This is a genomic window from Parashewanella spongiae, assembly GCF_004358345.1.
GTDB lineage: Bacteria > Pseudomonadota > Gammaproteobacteria > Enterobacterales > Shewanellaceae > Parashewanella > Parashewanella spongiae.
The window spans coordinates 1680411-1705041 of sequence record NZ_CP037952.1 but is presented as its reverse complement, the minus strand read 5'-3'; the positions used below and the strand labels follow the sequence as shown (position 1 = coordinate 1705041).

The 24631-nt window shown below is 39.2% G+C and carries 16 protein-coding genes; 12 read left to right on the top strand and 4 right to left on the bottom strand.

Going from position 1 to position 24631, the window contains the following annotated elements:
* Nucleotides 1-20: 20 nt before the first annotated feature.
* Both E2I05_RS06580 and E2I05_RS22205 read left to right on the top strand, forming a co-directional pair.
* Entirely contained in the window at nt 21-602 is a 582-nt protein-coding gene (locus E2I05_RS06580; protein WP_121852309.1) for a VOC family protein, read from the top strand.
* A gap of 15 nt (nt 603-617) precedes the next feature.
* Complete coding sequence (locus E2I05_RS22205; RefSeq protein ID WP_121852310.1) at nt 618-878, top strand: DUF5062 family protein; 261 nt, start codon at nt 618-620, stop codon at nt 876-878.
* 84 nt (nt 879-962) lie between these two features.
* Here E2I05_RS22205 and E2I05_RS06575 read toward each other — a convergent pair whose 3' ends face one another.
* Entirely contained in the window at nt 963-4478 is a 3516-nt protein-coding gene (locus E2I05_RS06575; RefSeq protein WP_218939898.1) for a hypothetical protein, read from the bottom strand.
* Nucleotides 4479-4839: 361 nt separating this feature from the next.
* On the opposite strand from E2I05_RS06575, the gene E2I05_RS06570 reads away from it, so the two are divergent.
* From E2I05_RS06570 to E2I05_RS06540, 6 genes are all read left to right on the top strand, one after another.
* Entirely contained in the window at nt 4840-5316 is a 477-nt protein-coding gene (locus E2I05_RS06570) for a DMT family transporter (RefSeq protein WP_121852312.1), read from the top strand.
* Entirely contained in the window at nt 5316-5768 is a 453-nt protein-coding gene (locus E2I05_RS06565) for a DMT family transporter (RefSeq protein ID WP_121852313.1), read from the top strand. The genes E2I05_RS06570 and E2I05_RS06565 overlap by 1 nt, the downstream gene beginning before the upstream one ends.
* Nucleotides 5769-6310: 542 nt before the next feature.
* Nucleotides 6311-6733, top strand: coding sequence for a hypothetical protein (locus E2I05_RS06560; RefSeq protein ID WP_121852314.1), 423 nt, complete (start codon nt 6311-6313; stop codon nt 6731-6733).
* Nucleotides 6734-6849: 116 nt separating this feature from the next.
* A complete protein-coding gene (locus E2I05_RS06555) occupies nt 6850-7215 on the top strand; it encodes a hypothetical protein (protein ID WP_133309521.1) in 366 nt (121 codons plus the stop codon).
* A gap of 162 nt (nt 7216-7377) precedes the next feature.
* A complete protein-coding gene (locus tag E2I05_RS06550) occupies nt 7378-7626 on the top strand; it encodes a DUF4282 domain-containing protein (protein ID WP_121852316.1) in 249 nt (82 codons plus the stop codon).
* A 402-nt stretch (nt 7627-8028) separates the two neighbouring features.
* The gene (locus E2I05_RS06540) at nt 8029-8346 is read left to right on the top strand and encodes a DUF2834 domain-containing protein (RefSeq protein ID WP_165905434.1); all 318 of its coding nucleotides are present in this window, start codon (nt 8029-8031) and stop codon (nt 8344-8346) included.
* 454 nt (nt 8347-8800) lie between these two features.
* Here the strand turns inward: E2I05_RS06540 and E2I05_RS06535 are convergent, their stop codons facing one another.
* Nucleotides 8801-10321 carry an insulinase family protein gene (locus E2I05_RS06535; protein WP_121852318.1) on the bottom strand — a complete coding sequence of 507 codons (1521 nt, stop codon included), beginning with the start codon at nt 10319-10321 and terminating at the stop codon, nt 8801-8803.
* Entirely contained in the window at nt 10318-11733 is a 1416-nt protein-coding gene (locus E2I05_RS06530) for a M16 family metallopeptidase (protein WP_121852319.1), read from the bottom strand. The genes E2I05_RS06535 and E2I05_RS06530 overlap by 4 nt, the downstream gene beginning before the upstream one ends.
* A 472-nt stretch (nt 11734-12205) precedes the next feature.
* On the opposite strand from E2I05_RS06530, the gene E2I05_RS06525 reads away from it, so the two are divergent.
* Nucleotides 12206-13027: a hypothetical protein gene (locus tag E2I05_RS06525; RefSeq protein WP_121852320.1), complete on the top strand. Its 822-nt coding sequence runs from the start codon at nt 12206-12208 to the stop codon at nt 13025-13027.
* Here the strand turns inward: E2I05_RS06525 and E2I05_RS06520 are convergent.
* Entirely contained in the window at nt 12998-13846 is an 849-nt protein-coding gene (locus tag E2I05_RS06520) for a 4'-phosphopantetheinyl transferase family protein (protein ID WP_121852321.1), read from the bottom strand. The genes E2I05_RS06525 and E2I05_RS06520 overlap by 30 nt on opposite strands.
* 424 nt (nt 13847-14270) lie before the next feature.
* Here E2I05_RS06520 and E2I05_RS06515 point away from each other — a divergent pair, with 424 nt between their 5' ends.
* From E2I05_RS06515 to E2I05_RS06505, 3 genes are read left to right on the top strand one after another with little or no spacing between them, the layout of a single operon-like run.
* Nucleotides 14271-15077, top strand: a complete 807-nt coding sequence (locus E2I05_RS06515) for a helix-turn-helix domain-containing protein (RefSeq protein WP_243641036.1) — start codon at nt 14271-14273, stop codon at nt 15075-15077.
* Nucleotides 15074-22447, top strand: a complete 7374-nt coding sequence (locus E2I05_RS06510; RefSeq protein ID WP_121852322.1) for a type I polyketide synthase — start codon at nt 15074-15076, stop codon at nt 22445-22447. Before E2I05_RS06515 ends, E2I05_RS06510 begins: the two co-directional genes overlap by 4 nt.
* The gene (locus tag E2I05_RS06505) at nt 22444-24630 is read left to right on the top strand and encodes a PfaB family protein (protein ID WP_121852323.1); all 2187 of its coding nucleotides are present in this window, start codon (nt 22444-22446) and stop codon (nt 24628-24630) included. Before E2I05_RS06510 ends, E2I05_RS06505 begins: the two co-directional genes overlap by 4 nt.
* The last annotated feature ends 1 nt before the right edge of the window (nt 24631 follow it).

Sequence of the window (24631 nt, the reverse complement as noted above, 5' to 3'; positions counted from 1 at the left end):
TTTAAAGACATCGTTATAATATGAAGCATCAATCCGAAACACTATTAACCACTGAATGGTTAACCTTCTCAACAAAAATTCAATCTTTCATTAAGCGCCTAGGTATCGAACAACACGTTTTTGAGTGCGACCATGTAGCCCTGAGAGCAAACTCCACGGCTAAGGCTGATGAATATCGAAACTTTTTTGAGGAAAGAGGCACTGTTATTTCTGAAAACATCATCAATGGTCGCCCAATTTTAATTATCGAACTCGATGAGCCTTTAAGTCTTGGTGGAATGATAATTCCTTGTGTAGAACTCCCGTACCCTAGCCAAAAACGCTATCCCCAAGAAGGTTGGGAACATATAGAAATAGTGATCCCCAGTAACGCAGCAGAGTGTGAACACTTTACCGCTGATGTTGTTGATATTATCCCTAACCTGAAAAACACATTAAAGCTAACTGACTCAACGAATAGTGATATCAAAATTAAATTAAGCAGTCCACGTGGTACACATGAAAGATTAGCCAATCCGACCATCGCGCTAAAGCAAAAAGATGTATGTATTAAGTTGCATCCTCATTCTATAAAAGACATTATTGATAGCGAATTGGAATAAATTGAAAGGTCGAATATGAAGCAAAAAAAGCATGATGCTCAACTTCTTAAACTCGCTATGGAAATCGGCGAAGGTTACGCCGTAAAACGTGGCTTTGCTAAATTCGACACAGGAGTATCTGAAAAATATAAGGTTGAATGTATTTATCGGTTATTAGTGCAAGATAAGCTTGTTCAAGCACTTGCGAAAGATAAAGAAGATGGACCAAATATGAAGCATAAATTGATCTTATGGATCAGCCGTCAATTACCAGAAAACCATCCTTTGTTAAGTTAACGCACCTGTTTTCGAGAGAGTTTTCAGCATACATTAAGTTCTGCGAACTCTATTTGAGACACTGTATCTACATTAATTTTAGACTCAAACGTTTAATGGAATATCATGCTCTTGCTTACTCCGTTTCGATGCACTAGTTGTTGTACTCTCATGTGATCTTTTTTCGCCAGCATGTCTTTTTGGGTTACTTTCCAGTTTTTCTTGGCTTTTTTTCTTTAGCCCTTTATTAAGTTTAGAGCTGGCTTCAGTTACCTTACAAAAAGAAGGGTATCGTATTAGAAGAGGCTTTTGCTCCGGCAGTGAAATGATCCCTTCTCCAGTCGCTAGCCAGTCAGGATTAACGCCGATAAGTAGAGATAGACAAGCAATTTCGTAAAAACTGACAAAGCTTCTCTCGTTGTTACGAGTACTATTATGCTTGAGTCTAGTTAAAATGCCAGGTTTGTTACAACCTCTAGCAAGATCATCACCAACAAGCCCCTGAGCGTTTGCCGCAAGCTCCAGTCGTTTGATAAAATTCAATCGTTGCTTTTCATCTTTAAACTTTAGCTGATTTCCTTCTTGGCGACTATTGTTCGAAATGACAGACTTATTTTTACAAAATGTAAAAAATAATGTTTTCAAGTTATCACTTATCTTAGTATCATTTTTTTCTGCAATTATTGAATCAATGATCTCATAAGCTTTTGGCGGCGTTGCTGGTATATCTTCTAGCTTCTCTACTTGCTTTTTCTGTAGGAGTGAAGGTTGACTGGGTTCTAAATACTGTTGACCATTACCGGTTTTCAACCAATGAGGCGACAGGTTTAACGAATATGCAATAGCAGTAAAAACCAGGCGGTCAACTGAGCGGCATCTTTTTGATACTAGATTTGTAACTGATTTTTCGAAGCCCGTTACAAAAATGCCTAGATAATTTAGTGAAACATTTTGTGCTAACGCCTCTCGCTTCATTCTGTTACACATAGCATTGCGTTCTTCCTCATCATTTAACATCAGCTGTTTAGATGATGGATCGCCGTAATATTGTTGCAACTCCATTGATATCTCTGTTGGCAGATCTTTTTTACTGTCCTCAAACTCTTCTTTAGACAATCGCTTTAACAAGTTATGGTGAGCTTCCTCATGTTCAGTGATTTCAATCATATGGGGTGTTTGTTCTGGATCACACTGTTGTTCTTCACCTGCTAACAGCCACTGAGGACGGACTCCTAGGATATGAGCGAAACCACACAGCTGAACATAGTTCATATTCACTTTTAAAAAATCGTATGTGCGAACATTTGGATTGTTATATATCATTCTGAAAATTTGATCTCGGGTTAAGCCTAGGGTGGCACTGCGAAAATCGATTCTGTTTAAAACCACTTTTCTTTCTGAATCATCTTTAAGTCCAATAAAATCGAGGCAAGGCCGAGATTCCAGTAATGACCTAATACTTATTGAGTATTCAGTTTCCGAAAATAGCCCTGCTCTCATTAGTCTAACGGCAAGAGTGTTTTCATAGCGCACTGTATTTACAGTAGCGTCAAAGCCTTCTCTAGTATAGCTTGGTTTAGGTTGGTATTTCCCCGATAAAAGAGTAGCAGGCGTACATTGCATCGCATTCGATAAGCTTATCACTTGCAATGGAGTAATTGAATTTCCCTGCTTAATACTGTCTAGCATATTTGTATAAACAACTTTATAGCGTTGACGATTAAAGGTGTAAGTTGGTAAACCTGCATCAATAAAATTTTGAACTGAGCGGGCAAGCTTTTTTGAAGTATATCGATAGCGGCCGTTGATCAATTGAGCTTGAGGAAGTATCTCCATTCCAGAAAACTGCTGTATAAATCTAGATTTCGCTTCCGATAATGCAGAGCTTTCAAATGGGCGGCAAAACGATTTTTTGTCAATTGAAAACCCTGACATAGCCAGATCTATGGGAGACACACAATGTTCGAATATGGTTTGCATTACCTCAATTGAAAAGCTTTTGAAGTGCTTATCATGGTATTGAGTCTCATCAGTTTTTCCTGCTAACCAAAATGGGTTACATTTTAAAGCGATTGATAAGGCACAGAAATCAATCAAACTAATTTTACTTGGTTCCTTTCTCATTGCGATAACTAAATGAGGTTTTCTTGGGTCTATCTTAAACCCTGCCTTCCTATAGCTTGTATCATGTTCTTTTAGCTTTTCGTCTAATCTATTAAGAAATTGATCAAAATCAATATCAACATTCTTATTAAGGTAAAGAGCAGGCAAATATTGAGTAATGAAGCTCCTGACTGACTCAGGCAGTTCTTCCGCTGCTTGGGTTCGTAAATACCGACAAACACGCGCTCTGGGCATATCCTGAAGTCTAATTGCCCCCTCAGATTCACCAAGCACCGTTTCATCTTTAGGGTACATATCTCCGTTGCCATTTAGTAACCATATTGGGTGCACTTTTAATTCATGCGCAATGGCAGCGATTTGCAGAAGCCGAACATTTCTGTATACGTTTCTATTCCCTGGTTTCATGCCTTGAATGAACTGTCTACTGCCTGTCGCAATTTCAGCTAGCTGACTAGAAGTTCGTCTCTGAAGGCTACAAGCTAAATTGATTCGTTGTATCAGCCCTTTCTGCTTTTCTATCTGCGAATTAACTTCATATGTTGCGTCTTTGCCGTACATATTGACAAACTCATAAATACTTTTGGGAAACTGCTTTTTAAATTGAGGTTTATCTAAATCATACATGGTTTTTGCTAAGCCTTTTAATCGTAATCCGCTTGGACTGACTTTTCTGCTTGCTTTTGTCTTCGATGCTATCTTTTTTTCATTCTTCTTTTGGGAGTCTTTTACTAAAGAGGGATCAGAGACTCTTTTTTTATGATGATGAGTTTTTAAATTTGCCTTTGGGAGATGCTTTTTTTTACTCCTTAAAGAAGGTGTTTTTACTCTTTTTACTTTTTTTACAGAGGGTTCAGTAAGATGTTGTTTTTGATGATTGGGCTTTGATTCCTCCAATGAAGGGCTAGGGAGAAGTGTTGCGCCAGTAACGCTTAGTGTATGTGGGCAAGAGTCTTTTTCAACGATATCAGATTCTGACGATATATCCATTTTCTCAGAGCATCTTAAATCTAAAGTAGTAACTTGCTCCATCGGTTGACTTGTAGATATAGTATGTTCTTCAGTTGGAAGAATTTGTGGGGCATCAGGCCGAATTAACTCTGAAGTTTCGAAGCCTTCAAAATCAGAATCACTTTTAGGTGAATCCAGCTCAAAATCAACCACCTCAACGTTTTCCGCCGCACCCAGTGGCAACTCAGTACATGTGGGGGAAAAGAGAAACTTTGGCTTGTGATTCACTTTAAGGTTAATTAATTGAAAACAAATAGCATCATCGAAAAGAATCTCTTCATCTGTTTCTGTACCCTCTAAAAACGGCAACAAAGTTTCAAATTCATCATCGGGTATGTTAGTAATGTAGAACTCCAGTTCTTCATTCATTTTATAATCCGTCACCAGACCCGTTTCAAATCGCGAGCCTCTAATTGTTTTTGCTAATTTAACTCGGTCATTGGCTTTCAGCTTGTCAATACTTTCAAATATTTCACTAGGTTCGCTCACGCTTTGACTCGCTTGGACTGATTCTGGTTTTGTGGGCTCATCATGAACTTCTGGTAAGAAAGCTGAAAGCGTGGATAAACTGGAGTTCAAAGTTAGGGACATAAGCTTTTTGGGTTATTCTTCTGAAATATATAGCTTATCTTATAAGTGACTAACTGTACGGGCACTGAATTATATTCAGTACTTATTGCGTCAGAGTTTTCAAATCAACTAATGTTTGTACATTTATATCCTTTCGAAATTACCAAAAACTCATTGAATGACTGTCGAGTAATAATTCAAAGAAATTTTAAATTTCTATACTTACAAATAATACAAAATCGCGTAACATCGCCCTCTTTTTCTCAGGAAGAGATTTATAATGGCGTTGCCAAAATTTAAGTTTGATATTCACCTTGTTACAGCTCTAATTGGCGGAGCGATACTAGCAGTAATGATTCAGTACAACGGACAGTTAGCTGAAGCGACCTCGCCAATCCATGCATCGTGGTTTGCTCACGTTATTGGAGCTTTGGCATCAATTGGACTGATATTTATAGTCAAAAATCGCAAACAGAACCAACAGCACTCAACAGAGCAAAAGACTCCTTTGTGGGCGTATTCTGGCGGAATACCTGGAGCACTTATTGTTGTACTTTCTGGAATTACAATCAATAGCGAGTTAGGACTTGCTGGCACATTAGTTTTAGGGTTAGTTGGGCAGATAGTTTGGGGATTAGTATGCGATCATTTGGGTTGGTTTGGCATAGAAAAAAAAGCCATCAATTGGAAAGGGATGTTTAGCATTGTTCCAATTCTTTTAGGCAGTTTTGTGATTATTTATACGAGGTTATCTTAATGGGTTGGATGATTTCAATTGCACTCATTAATGGATTGCTTATTGGCTTATGTCGCTCAATAAATGGTTCGCTAAGTCAAAATAAAGGCCCTTTTCGCGCATCTTTCCATAATCATTGGGTAGGGGCTGCAACACTTACGGTAATTATCTTTTTATTTACTTCAATTTCAGTTTCATCTCTGTTCTCTATCGATTCATGGCAACATGTCCCTGCACTCAGTTTAACCGGTGGTATTTTAGGTGCTTTATATGTAGCAATAAACAGCCATATTTTGAGTCACATTGAGGCGCTAAAAGCCGCATTATTTGTAATAAGTGGGCAGATGATTACAGGTGTACTACTGTCTATCAGTGAACAAAGTATTATTGATTTCTCACTACAAATAGCGGGTGTAATACTCATCATAATAGGCATGTTCTTTAATTTAAAAATTAAAAACTCTCCGAAATAACAGATAAAAATAATGAGCAGAGATAATAACTTGCTCATTAATACTAATTAAATGATCTACTCAGAACGCTGTACGTGTTCAAAGTACAATCAAGATTGGTGAAAACATAGTTATTACCGACATACAAAACTGTCGCTATTAAATTGCTACGCTAAGAAAATTTTGTAAAGTAATTTTTGCGCATGCTTGGCACTGAGTTGGGCATTTAATTACTGTAATTGATATAATTCAATGTTGTCGCCTTTACTTTTTGTTTGTTGAAAATTGGCAGTTACCACTGAAATAAGATCTAACTGCCCTTTTACTGCGTTTGCTCGATTTACTTTTCAGCAACACTCAAAATTTCACATTCATTTGTACCGTGTCAGTTTACTTCGTTTAAAAAATCGGTAAAGTAGAAACTACTGTTAAATCAACACAATGTCATACAAGTCGCTCAAGCATGACAAAAAATCGTTGGCTTTTGTCACTGTGTACCAAAATTTTAGCCAACCAATATTTGCTCCTTAATGGGGCGTTAGCTAGCAGTTATGGAGTCTAGTATGTCTACAATTTTAAAATGGTTATGGAATAGTGGTGCAGCTATCTTTTGGTGTGCTCTTATTTTTGGCTCACCATTTTGGATTTTTTCATTAATAATGATTTCTGAAAGTTGTGGAATCACAGAATATGAATCGTTTATTTCTCCTGACCAGCAAAAAGAAGCTGTAATTTTAATAAGAAATTGTGGCGCTACAACCAACTGGGAGACACAAGTGGTTGTCAGAGACTCAGATGATAAAGATAACCAAGATCTATTAATTAGGTTAGACGGACATCCTGAAAATTTAGAGTATAAAGTTTCATGGAAGTCGAGTGATCTTTTAGAAGTAACAGAATTTAATTTTAAAGACCTACTTAGTTTTCATAGTCGTAATTTAACTGGAGACATTACTAAGTCTGTTATTCGTCCGAAAGCTAGCTAGCCGTTCAAGCAGACAAATACTGGTTGGCTATAAGCAAGCTCAAGGCGGCGTTATGCATTTGAAAATCGAAACAATGAGCTCAATTACAGATCTAGAAAAGTGTACAACTGTATTTTTTGAGCGCCATTGGTGTAATGAAAAACTTGGTTCTACTCCGACTTGGAATTCAAAATGGAGTTGGGAAGGGTCGATTCCGTATCATAGGGATGGCGGTTGCACTTTTTAATAAATGTGGTCACCTTAGTTACATTGGTATAGGAATTTCAAAATCAAGTCACCCTTTAGTCAATAGGCTGATAAGCCATGTACTTGAAAAAAAGCCCGGTTCTGAAAACGAATACCAGGCTCAAAAAAAGTGGTCTGATGTAGCATTTTTGGCAACTATAGGTTTCAACAAAAACCAAGACTATTTGGCTGCGGCATTAGAAACCTACTTAATAAAAAAATTAAACCCACCCAGAAATAAAAAAGGCAAAACTTAACAAATAAGGATAGAGTGGCGCAAAGCGAACCCCGATTGGATTGAATAAATATAACAGGGCAAGCAAAAGAGGAAGCGCTAAAAAACGCCTCTTGAGGCGGCATTAGACATACAGTAAAATTTAATAACCATATGGAAATCTCAATTTAAATAAGGATATAAAATGCGTGATATACTTTTTTTCGATTCGATGTTAACACCTAAAATTATTACTTTTGTATACTGGATTATGTTAATTGGCTCAGTTATATCTGGCCTCACAACAATGTTTAGTTCATTTGGTGGTGGTTTTATCAGTGGATTAGGCATAATCATTTTTGGTGTTATAGGTGCTAGAATATGGTGTGAATTATTGATAGTACTATTCAAAATTCATGAAAACCTTCAAAAAATTGCCGACAAATCAGAGTAGTAAGTCTACCGAGCTATAACACAAAGACTAAAACTGGTTGGCTTTTGTTACTGGATTCTAAACTTTAGCCAACCAATGAATGTTTGCAAGCTTAATGCGGCGTTATATGCTGCTGGATATATACAAGTTATGAATGGTTCAACAAAAAATGACAATTGGTTAACTACTTTTGTGACGACATTTTTTTCATTGGCGCTGGCATACTTCTCTTTGAGTTTTGTTGGCTATGAAGAGCCTGTGCTTAACACAATGCCTTATTATATTTTTTTGCTCGTTCAATCTATTTTAGTTGCAGGATTTTATTTCATTCTCATAAAAGTTTTTAGGTGGCTATATTCGTAGCGATAAGCCTTACATATAACGAATAATCAATATCATCGAATCAGCCAAATGGAGTTTGGAATGAGTTTACGAATTACATCGATAATTTTGCTAATCCTTTTTTCAGGATACACAGCATTTACAATGTCCATAGCTGAACAGTCATTATTGAGTTTTGGGTATCAGTTAATTTCTAGTCCTGATACGGCTCAAGTGGTAATTGATCTATATATTATGGCGTTTTTAGCTTTAATTTGGATGTATCAAGATTGTAAAGTAAACAATAAGTCAATTGGTTATTTTATACCGTTTGCTTTGTTAACATTAGTTTTTGTTTCAATAGGGCCATTACTATATTTGTCACTCAAGGGTAATTTAGCAACCAAAACACCGACATAATCCTAAATAAATTGGTTGGGAGCGGTCATATACGCAGAAAAAATTACTGATAGCAAGGCATGAATAGCAGCAAGTAGTGGTTACCGACATACAAAACTGTCGTAACTTCGTTTCTACTTGCAAAATTTATAACGCCGCTAGCGGTGATTTTGGCAAGTATATGAATGTTCAGCATTCACCTGATTGGGGAATTCGGGTTGTTTAATTTTGTATTTAACTTCAATAGATTAAAGTTAAATTGTGCGTTCAACCGATTTATTTAGGATAATGATACCAATTACAGTAAGGGATGTCGCAGTTCAAATAATACCAATTTAAATTTCAACGCTTAATTTGTCATACCTGCGAACGCAGGTATCCAGCGACTTGTGCCCAAATTAACCAAAGACTCTGGACTCCTGCGTTCGCAGGAGTGACGATAAAATTGGTATACATTCTTCCGCCACGTCCCTAATTAATCCCCTTCGATGATTACAAAGTCCCATTCAGGCAATTTTTCTTGCAAATCTTTCATGACGGCGTCGGCATCCACCCTCAAAACCACAACAGGTTCTTGCTGCAAGTATTTGTTCGCCATTTCCGCCATCTTTTCACTGGTTAACGTTCTCAACCACATCATGTGTTGCTGCTTATTTTCATAATAATTTGGTTCAAACAATTGTTGGATTTCAAAAACTTTTCGTTGATCATCGGCAATTAACATCTTACCAAGTAAAGAAAGTTTTAATGACTCAACTTCAGCTTTTTCAGGTTTTGCATTCTGAATAAGCGCAAGGTGTGCCAACATGCCCTCGGTAAATGCTCCACTGTGTTCAATTGATGCACTGCCATAAAGCACTAAGGCGCGTAATAGTGGTTGTTCACGACAATATGCATAGGCTCCATAGGTTAAGCCTCTCGTTGAACGTAAATCATAAAAAAGTCTGCCGAAAGATCCTCTTCCTAATAATGCACTTAAGGTATTACAAGCAAATCTCGATTTTTGATCATTCAGTTGCTCTAAAGCATTTAGCTGGTGTTTATCACCTGCAACTTGTTTGTTCAAATTAAACCCAATACGCACTCTTATATCTACACTATCTGGTGCATCTAATAAGTAAATAGTTTTTGAATGTGAAGACTCTGTAATCTCTTTTGCGACATACTTTCGATTTTCTATAGTCGATGGTAACTGATCACTTGCTATTTGGCTGAGCTCTAATAATTCTTGAGGTGATAATTGCTTAGGCGTTTCTACCAGCAAGTGCCATTCAAGTTTTTCAGCTGTTTTTTGCTGCAACTCGATGACCTTTTGTTTATTTAAGTCTACATAAAAATCACTATCACCTGTGACTTGAAGATAAGGGTGAGCTTTACCCAAAAGTCGCTTTTGAAATGCTGTATCAATCTCACTTCCTGTTACCGACTGAATCTTAGTATTGAGCTTTAATCCTCGTCGTACTGAGTCGATATCAATATTATCAATCGCCTGTTTACTCCAAAAACTGCTGAGTAAACGAATATCAGACAACTCTAAGTCAAAACATTTTATATTAATGCTGATGCTATGATATGTGGCGGACACACTCAAACTCTCTCGACAAATGCTCTGAGATTCATTCAATAAGTATTTACTGTATCTTGTCATTGTTCTCGCAAGCACATCAGCATGTTTTACGGCTTCAGTTCGATTAATCCCAACTAATTGAATCCTCCATTTATCCAATTTTTTTCGAGTACGAAAGTGAACCGTCAATTCGTTATTAAACCCATCTTTTGCGCCAAACCTCATCGTTTTTAACTGAGTACTTTTAAAATCAGCAAGAGACCAATCAGGTTTAACAATTGGAAAATCACCGTTATCTTTAAATGTGGGCACTTGTGGTGTGGATACTGGAGTAAACTCAATAACGCTTTGTTGGCAAGCCGTTAGAAAAAAAAGGCTTACTAGTAGAAAAAATTTAACGCAAGACAAAATAAAGCAAGGTATCTTCATAATGCTTCCTCCTCGATTGAGTCTGCTGTGCCTTTAGGTAGCCACTCCAATAATTGCTTAGCCCAACGAATGTACCAAGGCGGCAAAAGATCGAGACGAATTTGGTGATTGGGTTGAAAATATTTATTAGCGACTCGTTGAATATCTGCGACAGTGACTACATTCGTCCGTTCCCATGGTGCGGTAATGGGATGCTGAAAGTCTAGTCTACTTGTTGCGGATAGCCTTTTAGCTAAAAATAAGTCATCTGTTATATTTCCAACCATTCGATTTAACTCAAGCTGTTTTAAATAACAAAGCCGCTGCTGGCTCATCCCGTTTCTTTTAACGCTTTCGGTTAGTTGCAATATTTCTGTAACAAGTTCATCCAAAGAAGCTCTAGCTCTTGGAGATATAACCAGACCTGCAACACCATGGGAGGCCAGCGCCTGAGCGAGTGGGAAATAAATCATAAAATCAGGATCATATTGGTTATTTATTGAAAACAAACTCGCCTTATCTGAAAATAAATGTGCTTGCAGTAATCGGACTGCTGCAGCATCAGGATGGTTATAACCAACAGTATTCCAAAGCAGTAAACTTGCAGGCCAAGGCCCTTTAGGATCAACAAGTTCACCTTTTATTTGTTCAAGATTGATATCAAATTCAACTTCGCTTTCTAATAGAGAATTTGGTTTTTTCCAGTCACCAAAATATTTATCAACCCATTTACGGGTTTGCTTTGGCAACTTGCCTACTATGCTGAGCTGCATATTATCTGGCCGATAAAATTTTTGATGGAAGGCTATGAGCTGCGCACGTGTTGCATTTTTTATGTCTTTACGGCTACCTATAACGCTATGACCGTAAGGAGTATCTTTTATCTTACCCAGTAAAAAATCCATTGCAGGTTCGAAATAAGGCTGAGATTCCAATCGCATAACTCTCTCTTGGAGTACGGCTTGTTTTTGAATGTTTATAGTATCAGTCGTCAGGCTTGGCGAAATAAATCGGTCGGCATCAAGAAATAATATTAGCTCTAAAGCATAGCTTGGAAACTGGCTGTAATAGTTCGTCCAATCAAAATGTGTAGAAGCGTTTTTTCTGGCACCAATCTCATCCATTTTTTGTTCAAATACATCTCCTGGGGCATGTTCACTGCCCTCAAAAAGCAAATGTTCAAAAAGATGCGCATAACCAGTTTGGCCTTGCAGTTCGTTACGTGAACCGACGCTAAATTGACTAGCAATTGAGATAGTATTGTTATCAGTAAGGTCAAGGGAACGTACAATTAGCCCATTAGTTAATTTTCGGGTTGAAATTTTTTGTTCCAATTCGTAAAGCGGCAAGCTTTGTTTTGACAGCTCACATTGCTCAGCTTGCACCATGAAAGCTGGTAGTAATATGCCTAATAACATCCATCGATTAACCATAACGAACCTTGAATATTTTCAGAAAGATATATTATCGCAGTTAAAACAGGTAGTTATCAAGTGAGATACATAGGGTAAAAAAACAGCTCAATTATATCTAGGGTCTGTTGATCTTTCGTGATTGTTTTGCAGCGATAAATTGGTTATTTTATGCAAGGCAGAGTTTGTGAGGTTTGGTTATTATCGACATACAAAACTGTCGTTACTTCATTTCCAAATAAGAAAACGATAACGCAGCACCTTTTATTTAGAAAGAGCGACCAATTTACGCTGTCTTCGATGCTTTTGAGCATTCATTGTTCTGTGTTGTGACCAGCTCACTTAGATGGCTAAGCATCACTGCTCACGCCTTGAACAGATAAATGCTCAAATAGCACAAAATTTAATCCTAAAAGATCAACAGACCCTAGTGTTTCATTTTAAAAAGTGAGCCATACTTTTACATAATTCATCAAGCTAGAGGGAAAGTAGTATGAGTTTAGAAGTCAGAAATTATGTTTCGGACATTCACTGGGGCAATAAACAAGAACCTTTAAAAAATGGTGGAAAACAATTTTTCTCTACATCCAAAGATTCAAAAACCTGGGAGCTGACTCCAATCACTAGCCCACAATTTAATGGATTGAAAAAATTTTTAAAACCAATTCACATTCTCAAAAATTACTCACATTCTCATGAGCTTAAAAAGGCTCTAAATGCCGAAGGTATTACACCAATATCTACTTCTGAAATTAGAGAGACCGAAACAAAAAGTCTCGAAGCCCACAATACAAAATTCGAAAAATTTGGCGAATACTATGAAATAACTTCAGATGGGCAATCTAAAGCTACAATACTATACGTAACACAATCGAACGTAACTGAATTTATTAAAACTGAAGAAGGACAATCAGCAGCGAAAGTTGTTGAAGCAATCAAAAGTATTCCAATATGCACAGATTTATCAATCGAGCTTAATAAAGCTGGAATGAGTCCATCAGAACCTACAAAGCTAATGAGATGTCCATTATCAAATGAAGTTTTAACTCCGGAAAACACGATACAAGCTGAGTTGATTAACACAAAGGCTTTTCCTTCGTTCAGCTTTCGAGAAAAAAACCTTGGTTTTGACAGGAGTAAACACACAATTTGGGTAACAGTTTCAAAATCAGGGTTGCGCAGTCACCTTTTACCTCAATCACAACGTGAATTCTCATTATCTAAAGTTGCTATCGTCCCTTCTCTTATGGACGAATCATCAGTGCGAGAAGCCAGAATTGTAGATTCAACAAACATCAGACGTGAATTTAAATAAACATTCCAATTTATGGAGTTTAAAACTGATTTTCGTTTTGATCTTGTTGTAAGTCACAGCGAAACGGTATGTAGAATCAATTCGACCTAAGTAACTGTTCCAATAGCTGTGGATATCGTTCGGATTATGGGTTAACTTAAGCTTCTCCGATAAAGCCAATTGAAAATCACAAGTAGTTTCACTTTTATCACCTATAACATTAGTTGAAACCAAAGCAGTATCTTTCAAGTCAAAGCTAAAACTGCCTAAAGGGGTCGAAAGCCCTTTTCCTGTCGCTTTGATATAAGATTCTTTACAAGCCCAGAGATCAAAAAAGCGTTCTCTTTGTAGTGCTTCGGATGGTAATGCAAGTAAATCAACTACTTCTGACTTTGCAAAATAACGGTTTAAGATAGAATGAATCTTAGTATTTTTTCGATCCCGCTCAACATCAACCCCCAAACAGAATTCAGAATTAATTTCATTGATTGGTTGTGTATGATGAATAATACCAACCAATAACCAATCACCACTATGGCTAAGATTAAATTCAATTTTTGTCTGATTAAATAGTTCATCAGTTAACTTTGGCTTGCCGTATTTGCCTTTTGTAAAAACCCAATATTGAGGTTCAATAACTCCAATTAAATGCTCTTTAGCATAATTCGACAATAATATTCGAAGCCCTGCTCGCACAAATAAAGACTGTTGCTGCTGTTTTTCACCAATGTATCTCTCAACTCTTTCAACTTCATCGTCGGAAATAATACCTCTCAGCTGTATGCTTTCTTTTTTTGTTAAAGTGTTAAATGGCACAAAATACAAAGCTAAAGGCGACATGAATATTTCTCTTAAATCATCGTTGAGACGAAAATCTCAGCTCTTAATAAGCATTATCCTAAATTAATCGGTTAAACGCACAATTTAACTTTAATATCTTGAAGATGAACAACCCCGCCGCAAGCAGCGGGGTATCAATCTAAATTCACAAAAGAAGGTAGTTCGTCCCAAGGGATGGGGAATTAAACCCTCAGAGATTAAAAAGCAGCTTGAAATCTTTACTAACAAGTTCTTGTTCCGGATGATTGTATCTTCCCAAAAGCTAAGGTAACCTACCCCTCCATTATTATAAATGACTCTTTTCACTAGTAACAGTTAGTACTCAGGTTTAAAAATAGTTTTTTACTATTTTGTCCCGCGAGTTTGTTTCTGCTTAAAACAGTCATAAGACAAGGTGTATCACCAAGGAATGGCTAAAGAGTAAATGGCTTCATCACAACGACACAGAAATGCTACCACAACACCTGAAATGCGCCGTTTTATTCAAACGTCGTCGATGAGTGTTACTGAACTTTCTAAAATATTGAACATCAGCCAAGCTACTGTTAGAAAATGGCGAAATAGAGAGTCAACGAATGACGGCAACCATACACCTCATCATTTGAATACAACTCTTACTCCTATCGAAGAATACGTTGTGGTAGGTTTGCGCTCTCAACATCAACTGTCTCTGGATCGCTTGTTAAAAGCCACTCAAGAGTTCATCAACCCAAACGTTTCACGCTCTGGGTTAGCACGATGCTTGAAGCGATATGGTGTATCAAAGATTGATGATTGCGACGTTCAAGAAATTCCTGAACCATTTTTCAACGAACTACCAATCGTACAAGACTCAGGGATAAACACTTACACACTTAACCCCGAAACATTAGCCAATACGTTAAAACTGCCTGACTCTGATGGCGAAACTGTCGTACAAGTGATGTCATTAGCCATTCCTGAAGCACTTACTCAGGCTAAACCCAGCTCTGTGTTTATTGGTATTGATACTCAAAGTGATTGGGTGTATGTCGATATTTACCAAGACAGTAATACCCAAGCTGCCAATCGTTACATCGGTTATGTACTCAGTCGCGGCCCGTTTCATTTACGAAAATTATTAGTACGCAATTACCACCTATTTTTGACTCGTTTTCCTGGAGTACAAACCAATATTACTCCAAAAATAAATAGAACGAAGTCAGCTCCTAAGCTTGAGCAAGCTAGGCGATTACCTGGAGACTCTGTATGAGCCACGAATCCAAACCAGCCACTCTAGAGCAAGATCAACGCCTAAATAGGCGCTTAAAAGATACCCCCATTGCCATTGTTGGCATGGCCAGTGTTTTTGCTAACTCTCGTTATCTAAATGAATACTGGGATCTGATCAGCGAAAAAATTGATGGCATCATTGATGTACCTGACAGCCATTGGCAAGCCGATGACTTTTATAACAGTAAAAAGAATACCACTGATAGAGTTTACTGTAAGCGCGGCGGTTTTTTACCTGAAGTTGAGTTCAATCCAATGGAGTTTGGCTTACCACCGAACATCCTCGAAGTTACTGACTCATCACAGCTATTGTCTTTAGTTGTAGCCAAAGAAGTACTGGCCGATGCCAAGCTGGCAAATGACGCTGATAGGGACAGAATTGGTATTACGCTTGGTGTAGGTGGCGGTCAAAAAATCAGTCAAAACATGAATGGGCGATTGCAACACCCTATTCTGCGTAAAGTATTTAAACAAAGTGGCATTAGCGACGAAGACAGCGAAATGTTGCTTCAAAAAGTTCAAGATCAATATGTATCTTGGGAGGAAAATTCTTTCCCTGGATCTCTCGGTAATGTCATTGCAGGTCGGATTGCCAACCGCTTTGATTTAGGCGGAATGAACTGTGTTGTTGATGCAGCCTGTGCAGGATCACTCGCCGCAATTCGCATGGCGCTTACGGAGTTGGTTGAAGGCCGCAGCGACATGATGATTACCGGTGGTGTATGTACTGATAATTCACCTTATATGTACATGAGCTTTTCACAAACACCAGCATTTACCGATCAGGAGCAAATTAAACCATTCGATGCTGACTCTAACGGCATGATGATTGGTGAAGGCATTGGCATGATAGCCATTAAACGCCTTGAAGATGCTGAGCGTGATGGCGATCGGATATATTCTGTCATTAAGGGGATAGGCTCATCATCAGACGGTAAATTTAAAAGTATTTATGCTCCACGCCCTGAAGGCCAAGTAAAAGCATTAAAGCGTGCTTATGATGACGCAGGTTTTGAAGCTCACACTGTAGGCTTAATTGAAGCACATGGCACAGGTACAGCCGCCGGAGATCTTGCAGAGTTTAATGGTTTACGAGCCGCATTTAGCGAGAATAATATACAAACTCAACACATTGCTTTAGGCTCAATTAAATCACAAGTGGGTCATACTAAGTCAACCGCTGGCACCGCAGGATTAATCAAAGCTTCATTGGCACTGCACCACAAAGTATTGCCAGCCACCATTAACGTCAAACAACCTAACCCGAAGCTCAAAGTTGAAGAATCCCCTTTTTATATCAACACTGAAACTCGCCCTTGGTTAGCAAAGCCTGATAGTACACCTCGTCGTGCAGGCATCAGTTCGTTTGGTTTTGGTGGCACGAATTTCCACATCGTTTTAGAAGAGTACAATCAAGAACACAATCGCGATAATCAGTATCGCCAAAGCCGTGTGGCGTCAAGTTTATTATTTTCAGCGGCGAATTCAACGGAGTTACAAAATAAGCTACAAACTGTATTAAATGATGTAAAAAAAGTAACACTGAGTTTTGAGCAAGTTAGCAAAAAATACCCTATAAAGTCGGTTGCGAATGATCATGCCAGATTAGGGTTAGTTGCGACTAATGCCGAAGATTTAATTGAGCAATTACAAATTGCCATGAAGCAACTACAAAGCTCTGAAGACAAGTGGACGTTACCATCGGGTGCCAGTTATCGTAGCTCGTCATTAGTTAATAAAAAAACAAAAGTGGCGGCGTTGTTTGCAGGCCAAGGCTCACAATACGTCAATATGGGCAAAGAGCTTGCTTGCAATTTCCCTGAAGCTCGACATGAATTCGAAATCGCTGACCGTATTTTTTCTGAAGCTAAACAGGCGTTACTTTCATCAAAAGTGTTTCCAATACCAGCATTTTCAGATACAGACAAAAAACAGCAACAGCAAGCGTTGACTGATACTGCATTTGCACAAAGTGCCATTGGTGCAACCTCTATGGCGCAGTTTGAGCTATTACAACAAGCTGGTTTTTCTGCTGATATGGTTGGTGGGCACAGTTTTGGTGAATTATCTGCATTACATGCAGCTGGCGTCATCAGCAAAGAAGATTACTATCAACTGGCATTTGCCCGAGGGCAATCAATGGCCAATGTGCCAGAAGGTAAAGATGCGGGTAGTATGATGGCTGTTATTCTTCCTGATGAATCAAGCCAAGCTAAACTTGCTGAATGTATTCAACAGTTCGATGGCGTAAAAGTCGCTAACGACAATTCACCTAGCCAGCAAGTTATTGCAGGGCCAAGCGATGCTCTCACGGCTTGCGGTAAGGCTTTATCTCAATTGGGTTTCAAAGCCATTGCACTACCAGTTTCGGGTGCATTTCATACTGAACTTGTTGCACATGCTCAAGCACCATTTGCTGAAGCAATTAAAACCGCAGTGTTTAAGTCAGCAAACTGTACTGTTTACAGTAATGCTACTGGCCATGCCTATCAGAATGACTCAAGTGTAATTCAAGCTGAATTCCAACAACACATGTTGCAATCGGTACGTTTCAGTGAGCAAATTCAGCAAATGTATCAAGCTGGCGCACGCATATTTGTCGAGTTTGGGCCTAAAGATATCTTGAACAAACTTGTCAAAGCCAACCTCGCCAAGCATGAAAGTGAAATTTGTGTGGTAAGCCTCAACCCAAATACCAAAGGCGACAGTGATAAGCAATTACGTCTTGCAGCAATACAACTTGCCGTCGCGGGTATTGAACTCAGCAATATTGATCCATACCAAGCCGAAATTAATCACCCTCAACCTGTAAAAGGAATGACATTAAAGCTTAATGGCGCAAATTACATCAGTCCTGCAACAAAAGAAAAAATGCAACGATCACTCAAAAATGGACAAGTTGAATCTCGTATTGAATACGTAGATCGCCCTGTCGAAGTCATTGTAGAGAAAGAAGTTGAAAAAGTGATCGTTAAAGAAATTGTAAAAACGGTGGAAGCCCCTGTGAGCCAAAACAACAAAACCGATAAAAATATAAACAATAGTAGTCAGATAAGTGGTGAGCCAAATATATCGAATGACGCTTTGGGCTCATTTTTTGCAGCCCAAGATCAAGTAGCAAAACTTCACCAACAATTTTTAGACATACCTAAGCAATATGGCGATACCTTTGCAGGATTGATGGCTGAACAAGCCAAGTTAGCGGCACAAGGCATTACAATCCCTGAAAGCTTGTTACAATCGATGCAGATGTTCCACCAGCACCAAAGCCAAACTCTACAAAGCCATGAGCAATTCATGGAATTGCAAGCCAGCCAGAATCAAGCGGCTTTGGCATTGCTGCAAGCAGGTCAATCAATTGCCATTTCAACGCCTGCTGCGCCCCAAACTCCAAATGCTCAAACATCGAATATTCAAACTGAAGTAGTTAAAACTCAAACACCTTTTGCAAGTAAAGTAACACCTGAAGTTCAACCTTACATTGAACCAACTTTTGAGCCACAGGTAGAAGCTATACAAGCGACTTCAACTCCAGAGCTAAGCGCCGCTCCAGCAGTAACACAGTCAAGCAATACAGCAATCAACAGTGACGCAATACAACAGGTGATGCTTACCGTTGTCGCGGAAAAAACCGGCTACCCGATTGAAATGCTCGATCTAACCATGGATATGGAAGCCGACTTAGGTATTGATTCGATTAAGCGTGTTGAAATTTTGGGGACAGTACAAGATGAACTCCCGACACTTCCCGAATTAAACCCTGAAGATCTTGCTGAATGTCGTACACTTGGTGAAATCGTTAACTACATGAATACGCAGCTTGATACCACTTCAGCGAGCAATATAACTCCTACCGTCACGACTGCGATTGCAAGCGGCTTATCTTCTGCGCAAATACAACAAACCATGCTTGATGTTGTGGCTGATAAAACAGGCTATCCAACCGAAATGCTCGATCTTGCCATGGATATGGAAGCCGATTTAGGTATCGACTCCATTAAGCGAGTTGAAATCTTGGGTACTGTACAAGATGAACTACCAAACTTACCTGAACTTAATCCTGAAGATCTCGCCGAGTGTCGCACACTTGGCGAAATCGTTAGTTACATGAGTGCAAAGATTGAGCCTTCATCGACTGAGAAACCTACCACGATTGCAGCTACTGGTGCGCTATCTGCCGATCAAGTGCAGCTCACCATGTTGACTGTGGTCGCTGATAAAACAGGCTACCCAACTGAAATGCTCGATCTTGCTATTGATATGGAAGCCGATTTGGGTATCGATTCCATTAAACGTGTAGAAATTTTAGGTACAGTGCAAGATGAACTGCCTGAATTACCTGAGCTAAACCCCGAAGATCTCGCTGAATGCCGCACTTTAGGTGAAATTGTCACTTATATGAGTGCGAAATTAAAATCAGCGGATGAAGCCCCTACAGAACCCCTTGTAATCAACAATACAAATTCATTATCAGCCAACCAAGTTCAACAAACTATGCTCGAAGTAGTGGCTGAAAAAACCGGTTACCCCGTTGAAATGCTCGATTTAGCCATGGATATGGAAGCCGATTTAGGTATCGACTCAATTAAACGGGTTGAAATACTTGGTACAGTGCAAGATCAACTTCCTGAGTTACCTGACTTGAACCCTGAAGATTTAGCCGAGTGCCGCACCTTAGGCGAAATTGTCACTTATATGAACGGCCAATTGTCGACTGAACAAGCGGTCTATACCGCTTCAGAGGCTGCCGTATCTCAAGAAAATAAAGCTCCTGAGCCAGTAATTGAACTCAATATTGAGCTACCACCGCACAGCGAAGTAACGCTAAAAAAGCTGCCAGCGGCGGTTAACTTTAACGGACAATTCCCACAAAACGGCGTCATTATCATTGCTGATGATGGTCAAAACGCTGGTTTAGTGGCTGAAAAATTGTCGGCTAAAGGCTTAATCGTCGCTGTAATACACGCGCCTCAATCTCTATTAAATCAACAATCTCCACTAAGCACTGAGATTCATCAGTTCACATTAAAGACTATTTCTGACGAGGCTGTTAGTTCAGTATTGGCTCAGGTTTCAAAGCTTGGTCAAGTAGCAGGTTTTATTCACTTACAGCCAACTTTAGCTCTTGATACAAAAACGATTGCCTTGTCTGACTTGAGCAAAGCTCATGTTGAGCACGCATTTTTATGGGCGAAGCATTTGCAGCCAACACTAAACAAAGAGCTAAATAAAGCGCGTAAAGATGAGTCAGTTGAAACTGTCAATACACGCAAAGCTTTTTTAAGTGTAAGTCGAATTGACGGTGGTTTTGGTTACTTTAATCAAACGATCATAGCTGATGCAGAGCTCAATCAAGGTGCACTATCTGGGCTAACTAAGACGCTCAATCACGAATGGCCTAATGTATTTTGTCGGGCTTTAGATGTCGCCCCTGATATTGAAACCCTGAATTACGCTGAAGCTATCGTGAATGAGTTGTTTGCTCAAAATGATGAACTGGCTGAAATTGCCATTAATAGCCAAGGGCGACAAACCTTAGTGACTCAGGCAACCAACGATATTCAGCAACACGCCGCTCAACTGAATCAAAATGATAAAATACTGGTCACAGGCGGCGCAAAAGGTGTCACCTTAAAGTGCGCCCTTGAGCTAGCCAAAATGACTCAAGCTCATTTTATTTTAGCGGGTCGCAGTGACTATTTAACTCAACTACCTGACTGGTCAAAAAGCAAAGTCCCTGCCGAATGGCAAGCGGCCGCAATCGCAGAATTAAAAAGCCAAGGAAAAAAACCAACACCTAAGTCTGTTGATGCCTTAATTGTTCCGGTAAAAAACAGTCATGAAATTCACCAATCACTGCTAGCTTTCGAAAACGTTGGCGCAAGTGCAGAATATTTAGCGCTTGATGTGAATAACGCTCAGGCGGTCGGATCTACCTTATCAAACCTTAATGCTATTACGCCTATTACTGGGTTGATTCACGGTGCGGGTGTACTGGCGGATAAATACATTCAAGATAAAACGCTGGATGAATTTGCGAGAGTTTATGGCACTAAAGTTAATGGCTTGAGCTACATTCTTAACGCTATCGAAATTGATCAACTTAAGTTGTGTGCCCTTTTTTCTTCGGCGGCCGGTTTTTATGGCAACGAAGGTCAAAGCGACTATGCCATGGCCAATGAGATACTCAATAAATCAGCGCTGCAATTAGCCGCCAAGTATCCAGCAATGAAAGTCATCAGTTTCGACTGGGGTCCATGGGATGGTGGAATGGTCAATGCGACATTGAAAAAAATGTTCGATGACCGTGGTGTTTACGTAATTCCACTTGATGCTGGGGCAAAGTTATTTGCTGACAAAATCTTAAACGAATCTGGCAGTCAAATTATCGTTGGCTCTGACATGCAAGGTTCTAATAGCTCATCGGCTAATGAATTTGAGTCTCAAGTAAAAAAGCCTAAAGCGGATTTATCTCATCGTATCGAGTTTTTTCGGGACGAGTTGACGTTAAGTCCGCAAAAGTTAGGTTTTATTAAGCAGCATCAGCTAAATGGAAACCCTGTATTGCCAACAGTGTGTGCATTACAATGGCTTGTTCAATCAACAAACCAGCCAGTCAATTCTACTGTGATTGTACGTGATTATCAGTTGCTAAAAGGCGTTGTGTTCGACTCTGACGCGGCTAAGTCGTTATCTTTAGAGTTAACACCAAATAACCAAGGTGCTCTAGGTAAAATTAGTTGTGATGGTAAACCTCAATACCAAGCAAAGCTCACAACTATATCAAATGAAAAATTAGATGAAGAGTTAAGTATTGAACTTGATATCAGCCACCAAAACCTCAATGAGTTAAATCTTGGTGGTGTTGAGTTGTATCAAAATGGTACTTTGTTTCATGGTACTCAATTGCAGGGGATTAATGCCGTCAGTCATTACTCCGATGATGGGTTAATCGCTGAAATCAAACTGCCAAAACGAAGCAATGTCAATTATGGTTATTTTACTCCTACCGAGCAGTACCAACCCGTTGCGGCTGACTGCTTATTACAAGCTATGCTGGTTTGGGCGAGGTTAAAATACGACTCTGCAAGTTTGCCTGTGAGCATTGGTGAATTCGTTAGTTTATCATCTTTGGCCGACAATGAAGTTGGTGAATTGAAGCTACAAATCGTCAAACATAATACTCGCTCAATGACCGCTAACATTGCTTTATATCATGCGAATGGACAACTGAGTTGTTGCATGAGACACGCAAAAGTGACACTCAGTAAAAGCCTGACTTTCCTGCCGTACGAAAGCACATCTGTTAGCACGAACGGGTTTGAAAGTGTTGGAGCCGTTAATTCGTGAGTCTAATTGACGTTCAGTCTCCTAACACAGTGCAACTTAACAGGCAGCAGGCATCAAATGATCATGCTGCTTCTGCACTAACATCTCCAATTCGAGTAGCGCTTTTGTTACCCGGTTCGGAGTTAAACAACAAGTTTGATTCAATCGACATAGAACGAATAAATATCGATGTTACTCATACATCAATGGCGTCAGCGATAACTGAAGTTCTACCCTTGGTGCAATCAGGAAAACTTATTCAACTTTCTCCGGCAAATAAAACAGCTTTATATTTGATCGACGGGTTAATCTGCGCTCAGTTAAAGCTGCATCCTCACGCTTATTTATCTGGTTTGTCACATAGCAATGATAAAACTGAAGCAATTAATAATGCACTCGAACAGGCTAAAAGACAGTCACAACAAGTGCGTTTTAGTGAACTAGCACACTCGCCCAATGAAGCAAGTAAAGATGAAAGTCGCGTATTTAACAAAACGTTAACTGCAGTCACTCACACGATTGAATGTATAGCAAGACGGACTCAGGTTAGTGACACATTAACCAATAAAACATCTAATGATTATCAAACTCATGATGCTCAGTACTGGTTCATGCCCGCACATCAACCAAGAGTGGTTTGCCTGAGTCTGCCAGATCAACATTCCACTTGGACTTCATTGATACTAGTGCAAGCTAGCGGTTTATTGCCTGCAAAGTCATTGCTTAATGAGCAACAACTGATGTTCATTATTCAAGGACAAACTCAAAGCGATATTTTGATTGAGCTGAATCAATTACAGCAACAAATTGAGCATTCAAATGCTCAATCATTGCTAGTTTTGATGCACCAATCCTTGTCAGTATATGATCCCACAGCAAAACTAGCGCTAGTGTTGCAAGGCAAAAACGCTGTTCAATTGCGACAAGAATTGAATTTATTTAAAGAAAAACTAAACAATCATAGTGATAAGCATTGGTCACTTACTACTCCTGCTGGCAGTTGTTTTCACAATCCAAACAGGAAAAATGAAGTAAATCCGAAAGCCAAAAACGGTCTCACATTTGTTTACCCCGGTGTTGGCACCACTTATTCAAGTATGCTGATGCCATTACACCAATATTTCCCAGAGTTATTTTCACAGATTGATTGCGAAGTAAATCTGGCCGATATTTTACAATCTGACGTGTACTACTCATTAACAACCTCTGATAAGCCAAGCCAACAAGCAACCCTGAGTCAACAAGCCATCAGCGGTGTTGGAGCAAGCTTTCTTCTCACTCATTTATTGAGAACACAATTTGGAATCAAACCCGAATTAGCTCTCGGCTATTCAATGGGAGAAGCGGCTATGTGGGCAAGCCTTGGTGTATGGGATAAACCTCAACAACTGGTAAAAGCCACGGCCGAAAGCGAAGTGTTCAACAAACAAATTTCAGGTCAATTACTGGCTGTCCGTCAACTTTGGCAACTAAAACCTCAGTTTCACATTCAATGGAATAGTTTTGTGGTTCGAGCTAAAGCTGAAGAAGTCAAACCGCTATTGGATAAGTTTCCTAGAGCTTATTTAGCCATAAGCCAAGGAGACAGTGTCATTCTTTCTGGTTGCGAAAAGAGTTGTCGCCAGTTACTCAAAAAACTGGGTAAACGTGGCATCGCCAGTAATAAAGTGACAGCAATGCATACTCCTGCTGCGTTGTGTGTACTTCCACAGTTACGAGCGTTTTACGATCGCCCTTTACTGCCAGTTCTACCAACTGAAACGACCAAGATTAAGTTTATTAGTGCCGCCAATGCAACACCAATAACGGCTCATGCTATTAATAGCCAAACTATCGCGGCAAGCATTGCTAATACCTTTGCTCAGCCCTTGGACTTTACTGACATCATCGACAAAGCCATTATTCATGGTAGCCGCATATTTGTTGAACTTGGCGCTGATAGGCAAACATCCACGATCATTGACAAAACTACAGTTAATCACGATTTAAAGCCATCGCTTCATACGATAGCCATAGACAGCAAAGGACAAACTAGCATCAATAGCCTATTAAAGTGCCTTGCACAATTAATCAGTTTACGAGTGCCCTTATCTGTATCGCCACTGGTATCATCTCTTTCATCATTGTTAGCGACACTCGAAGGGTCTGACAATGAGAATAAAAAATTCAACACCAAGGAGAGCCTAAGTGCCGCTCAGTCCTAAG

Bases quoted from the DNA above. Each gene is read 5' to 3' on its own strand.
- E2I05_RS06570 (WP_121852312.1), top strand. From the start codon at position 4,840: ATGGCGTTGCCAAAATTTAAGTTTGATATTCACCTTGTTACAGCTCTA.
- E2I05_RS06520 (WP_121852321.1), bottom strand. From the start codon at position 13,846: ATGTCGCCTTTAGCTTTGTATTTTGTGCCATTTAACACTTTAACAAAA.
- E2I05_RS06540 (WP_165905434.1), top strand. From the start codon at position 8,029: ATGAGTTTACGAATTACATCGATAATTTTGCTAATCCTTTTTTCAGGA.
- E2I05_RS06535 (WP_121852318.1), bottom strand. From the start codon at position 10,321: ATGAAGATACCTTGCTTTATTTTGTCTTGCGTTAAATTTTTTCTACTA.
- E2I05_RS06515 (WP_243641036.1), top strand. From the start codon at position 14,271: ATGGCTTCATCACAACGACACAGAAATGCTACCACAACACCTGAAATG.
- E2I05_RS22205 (WP_121852310.1), top strand. From the start codon at position 618: ATGAAGCAAAAAAAGCATGATGCTCAACTTCTTAAACTCGCTATGGAA.
- E2I05_RS06580 (WP_121852309.1), top strand. From the start codon at position 21: ATGAAGCATCAATCCGAAACACTATTAACCACTGAATGGTTAACCTTC.
- E2I05_RS06560 (WP_121852314.1), top strand. From the start codon at position 6,311: ATGTCTACAATTTTAAAATGGTTATGGAATAGTGGTGCAGCTATCTTT.
- E2I05_RS06530 (WP_121852319.1), bottom strand. From the start codon at position 11,733: ATGGTTAATCGATGGATGTTATTAGGCATATTACTACCAGCTTTCATG.
- E2I05_RS06565 (WP_121852313.1), top strand. From the start codon at position 5,316: ATGGGTTGGATGATTTCAATTGCACTCATTAATGGATTGCTTATTGGC.
- E2I05_RS06525 (WP_121852320.1), top strand. From the start codon at position 12,206: ATGAGTTTAGAAGTCAGAAATTATGTTTCGGACATTCACTGGGGCAAT.
- E2I05_RS06510 (WP_121852322.1), top strand. From the start codon at position 15,074: ATGAGCCACGAATCCAAACCAGCCACTCTAGAGCAAGATCAACGCCTA.
- E2I05_RS06550 (WP_121852316.1), top strand. From the start codon at position 7,378: ATGCGTGATATACTTTTTTTCGATTCGATGTTAACACCTAAAATTATT.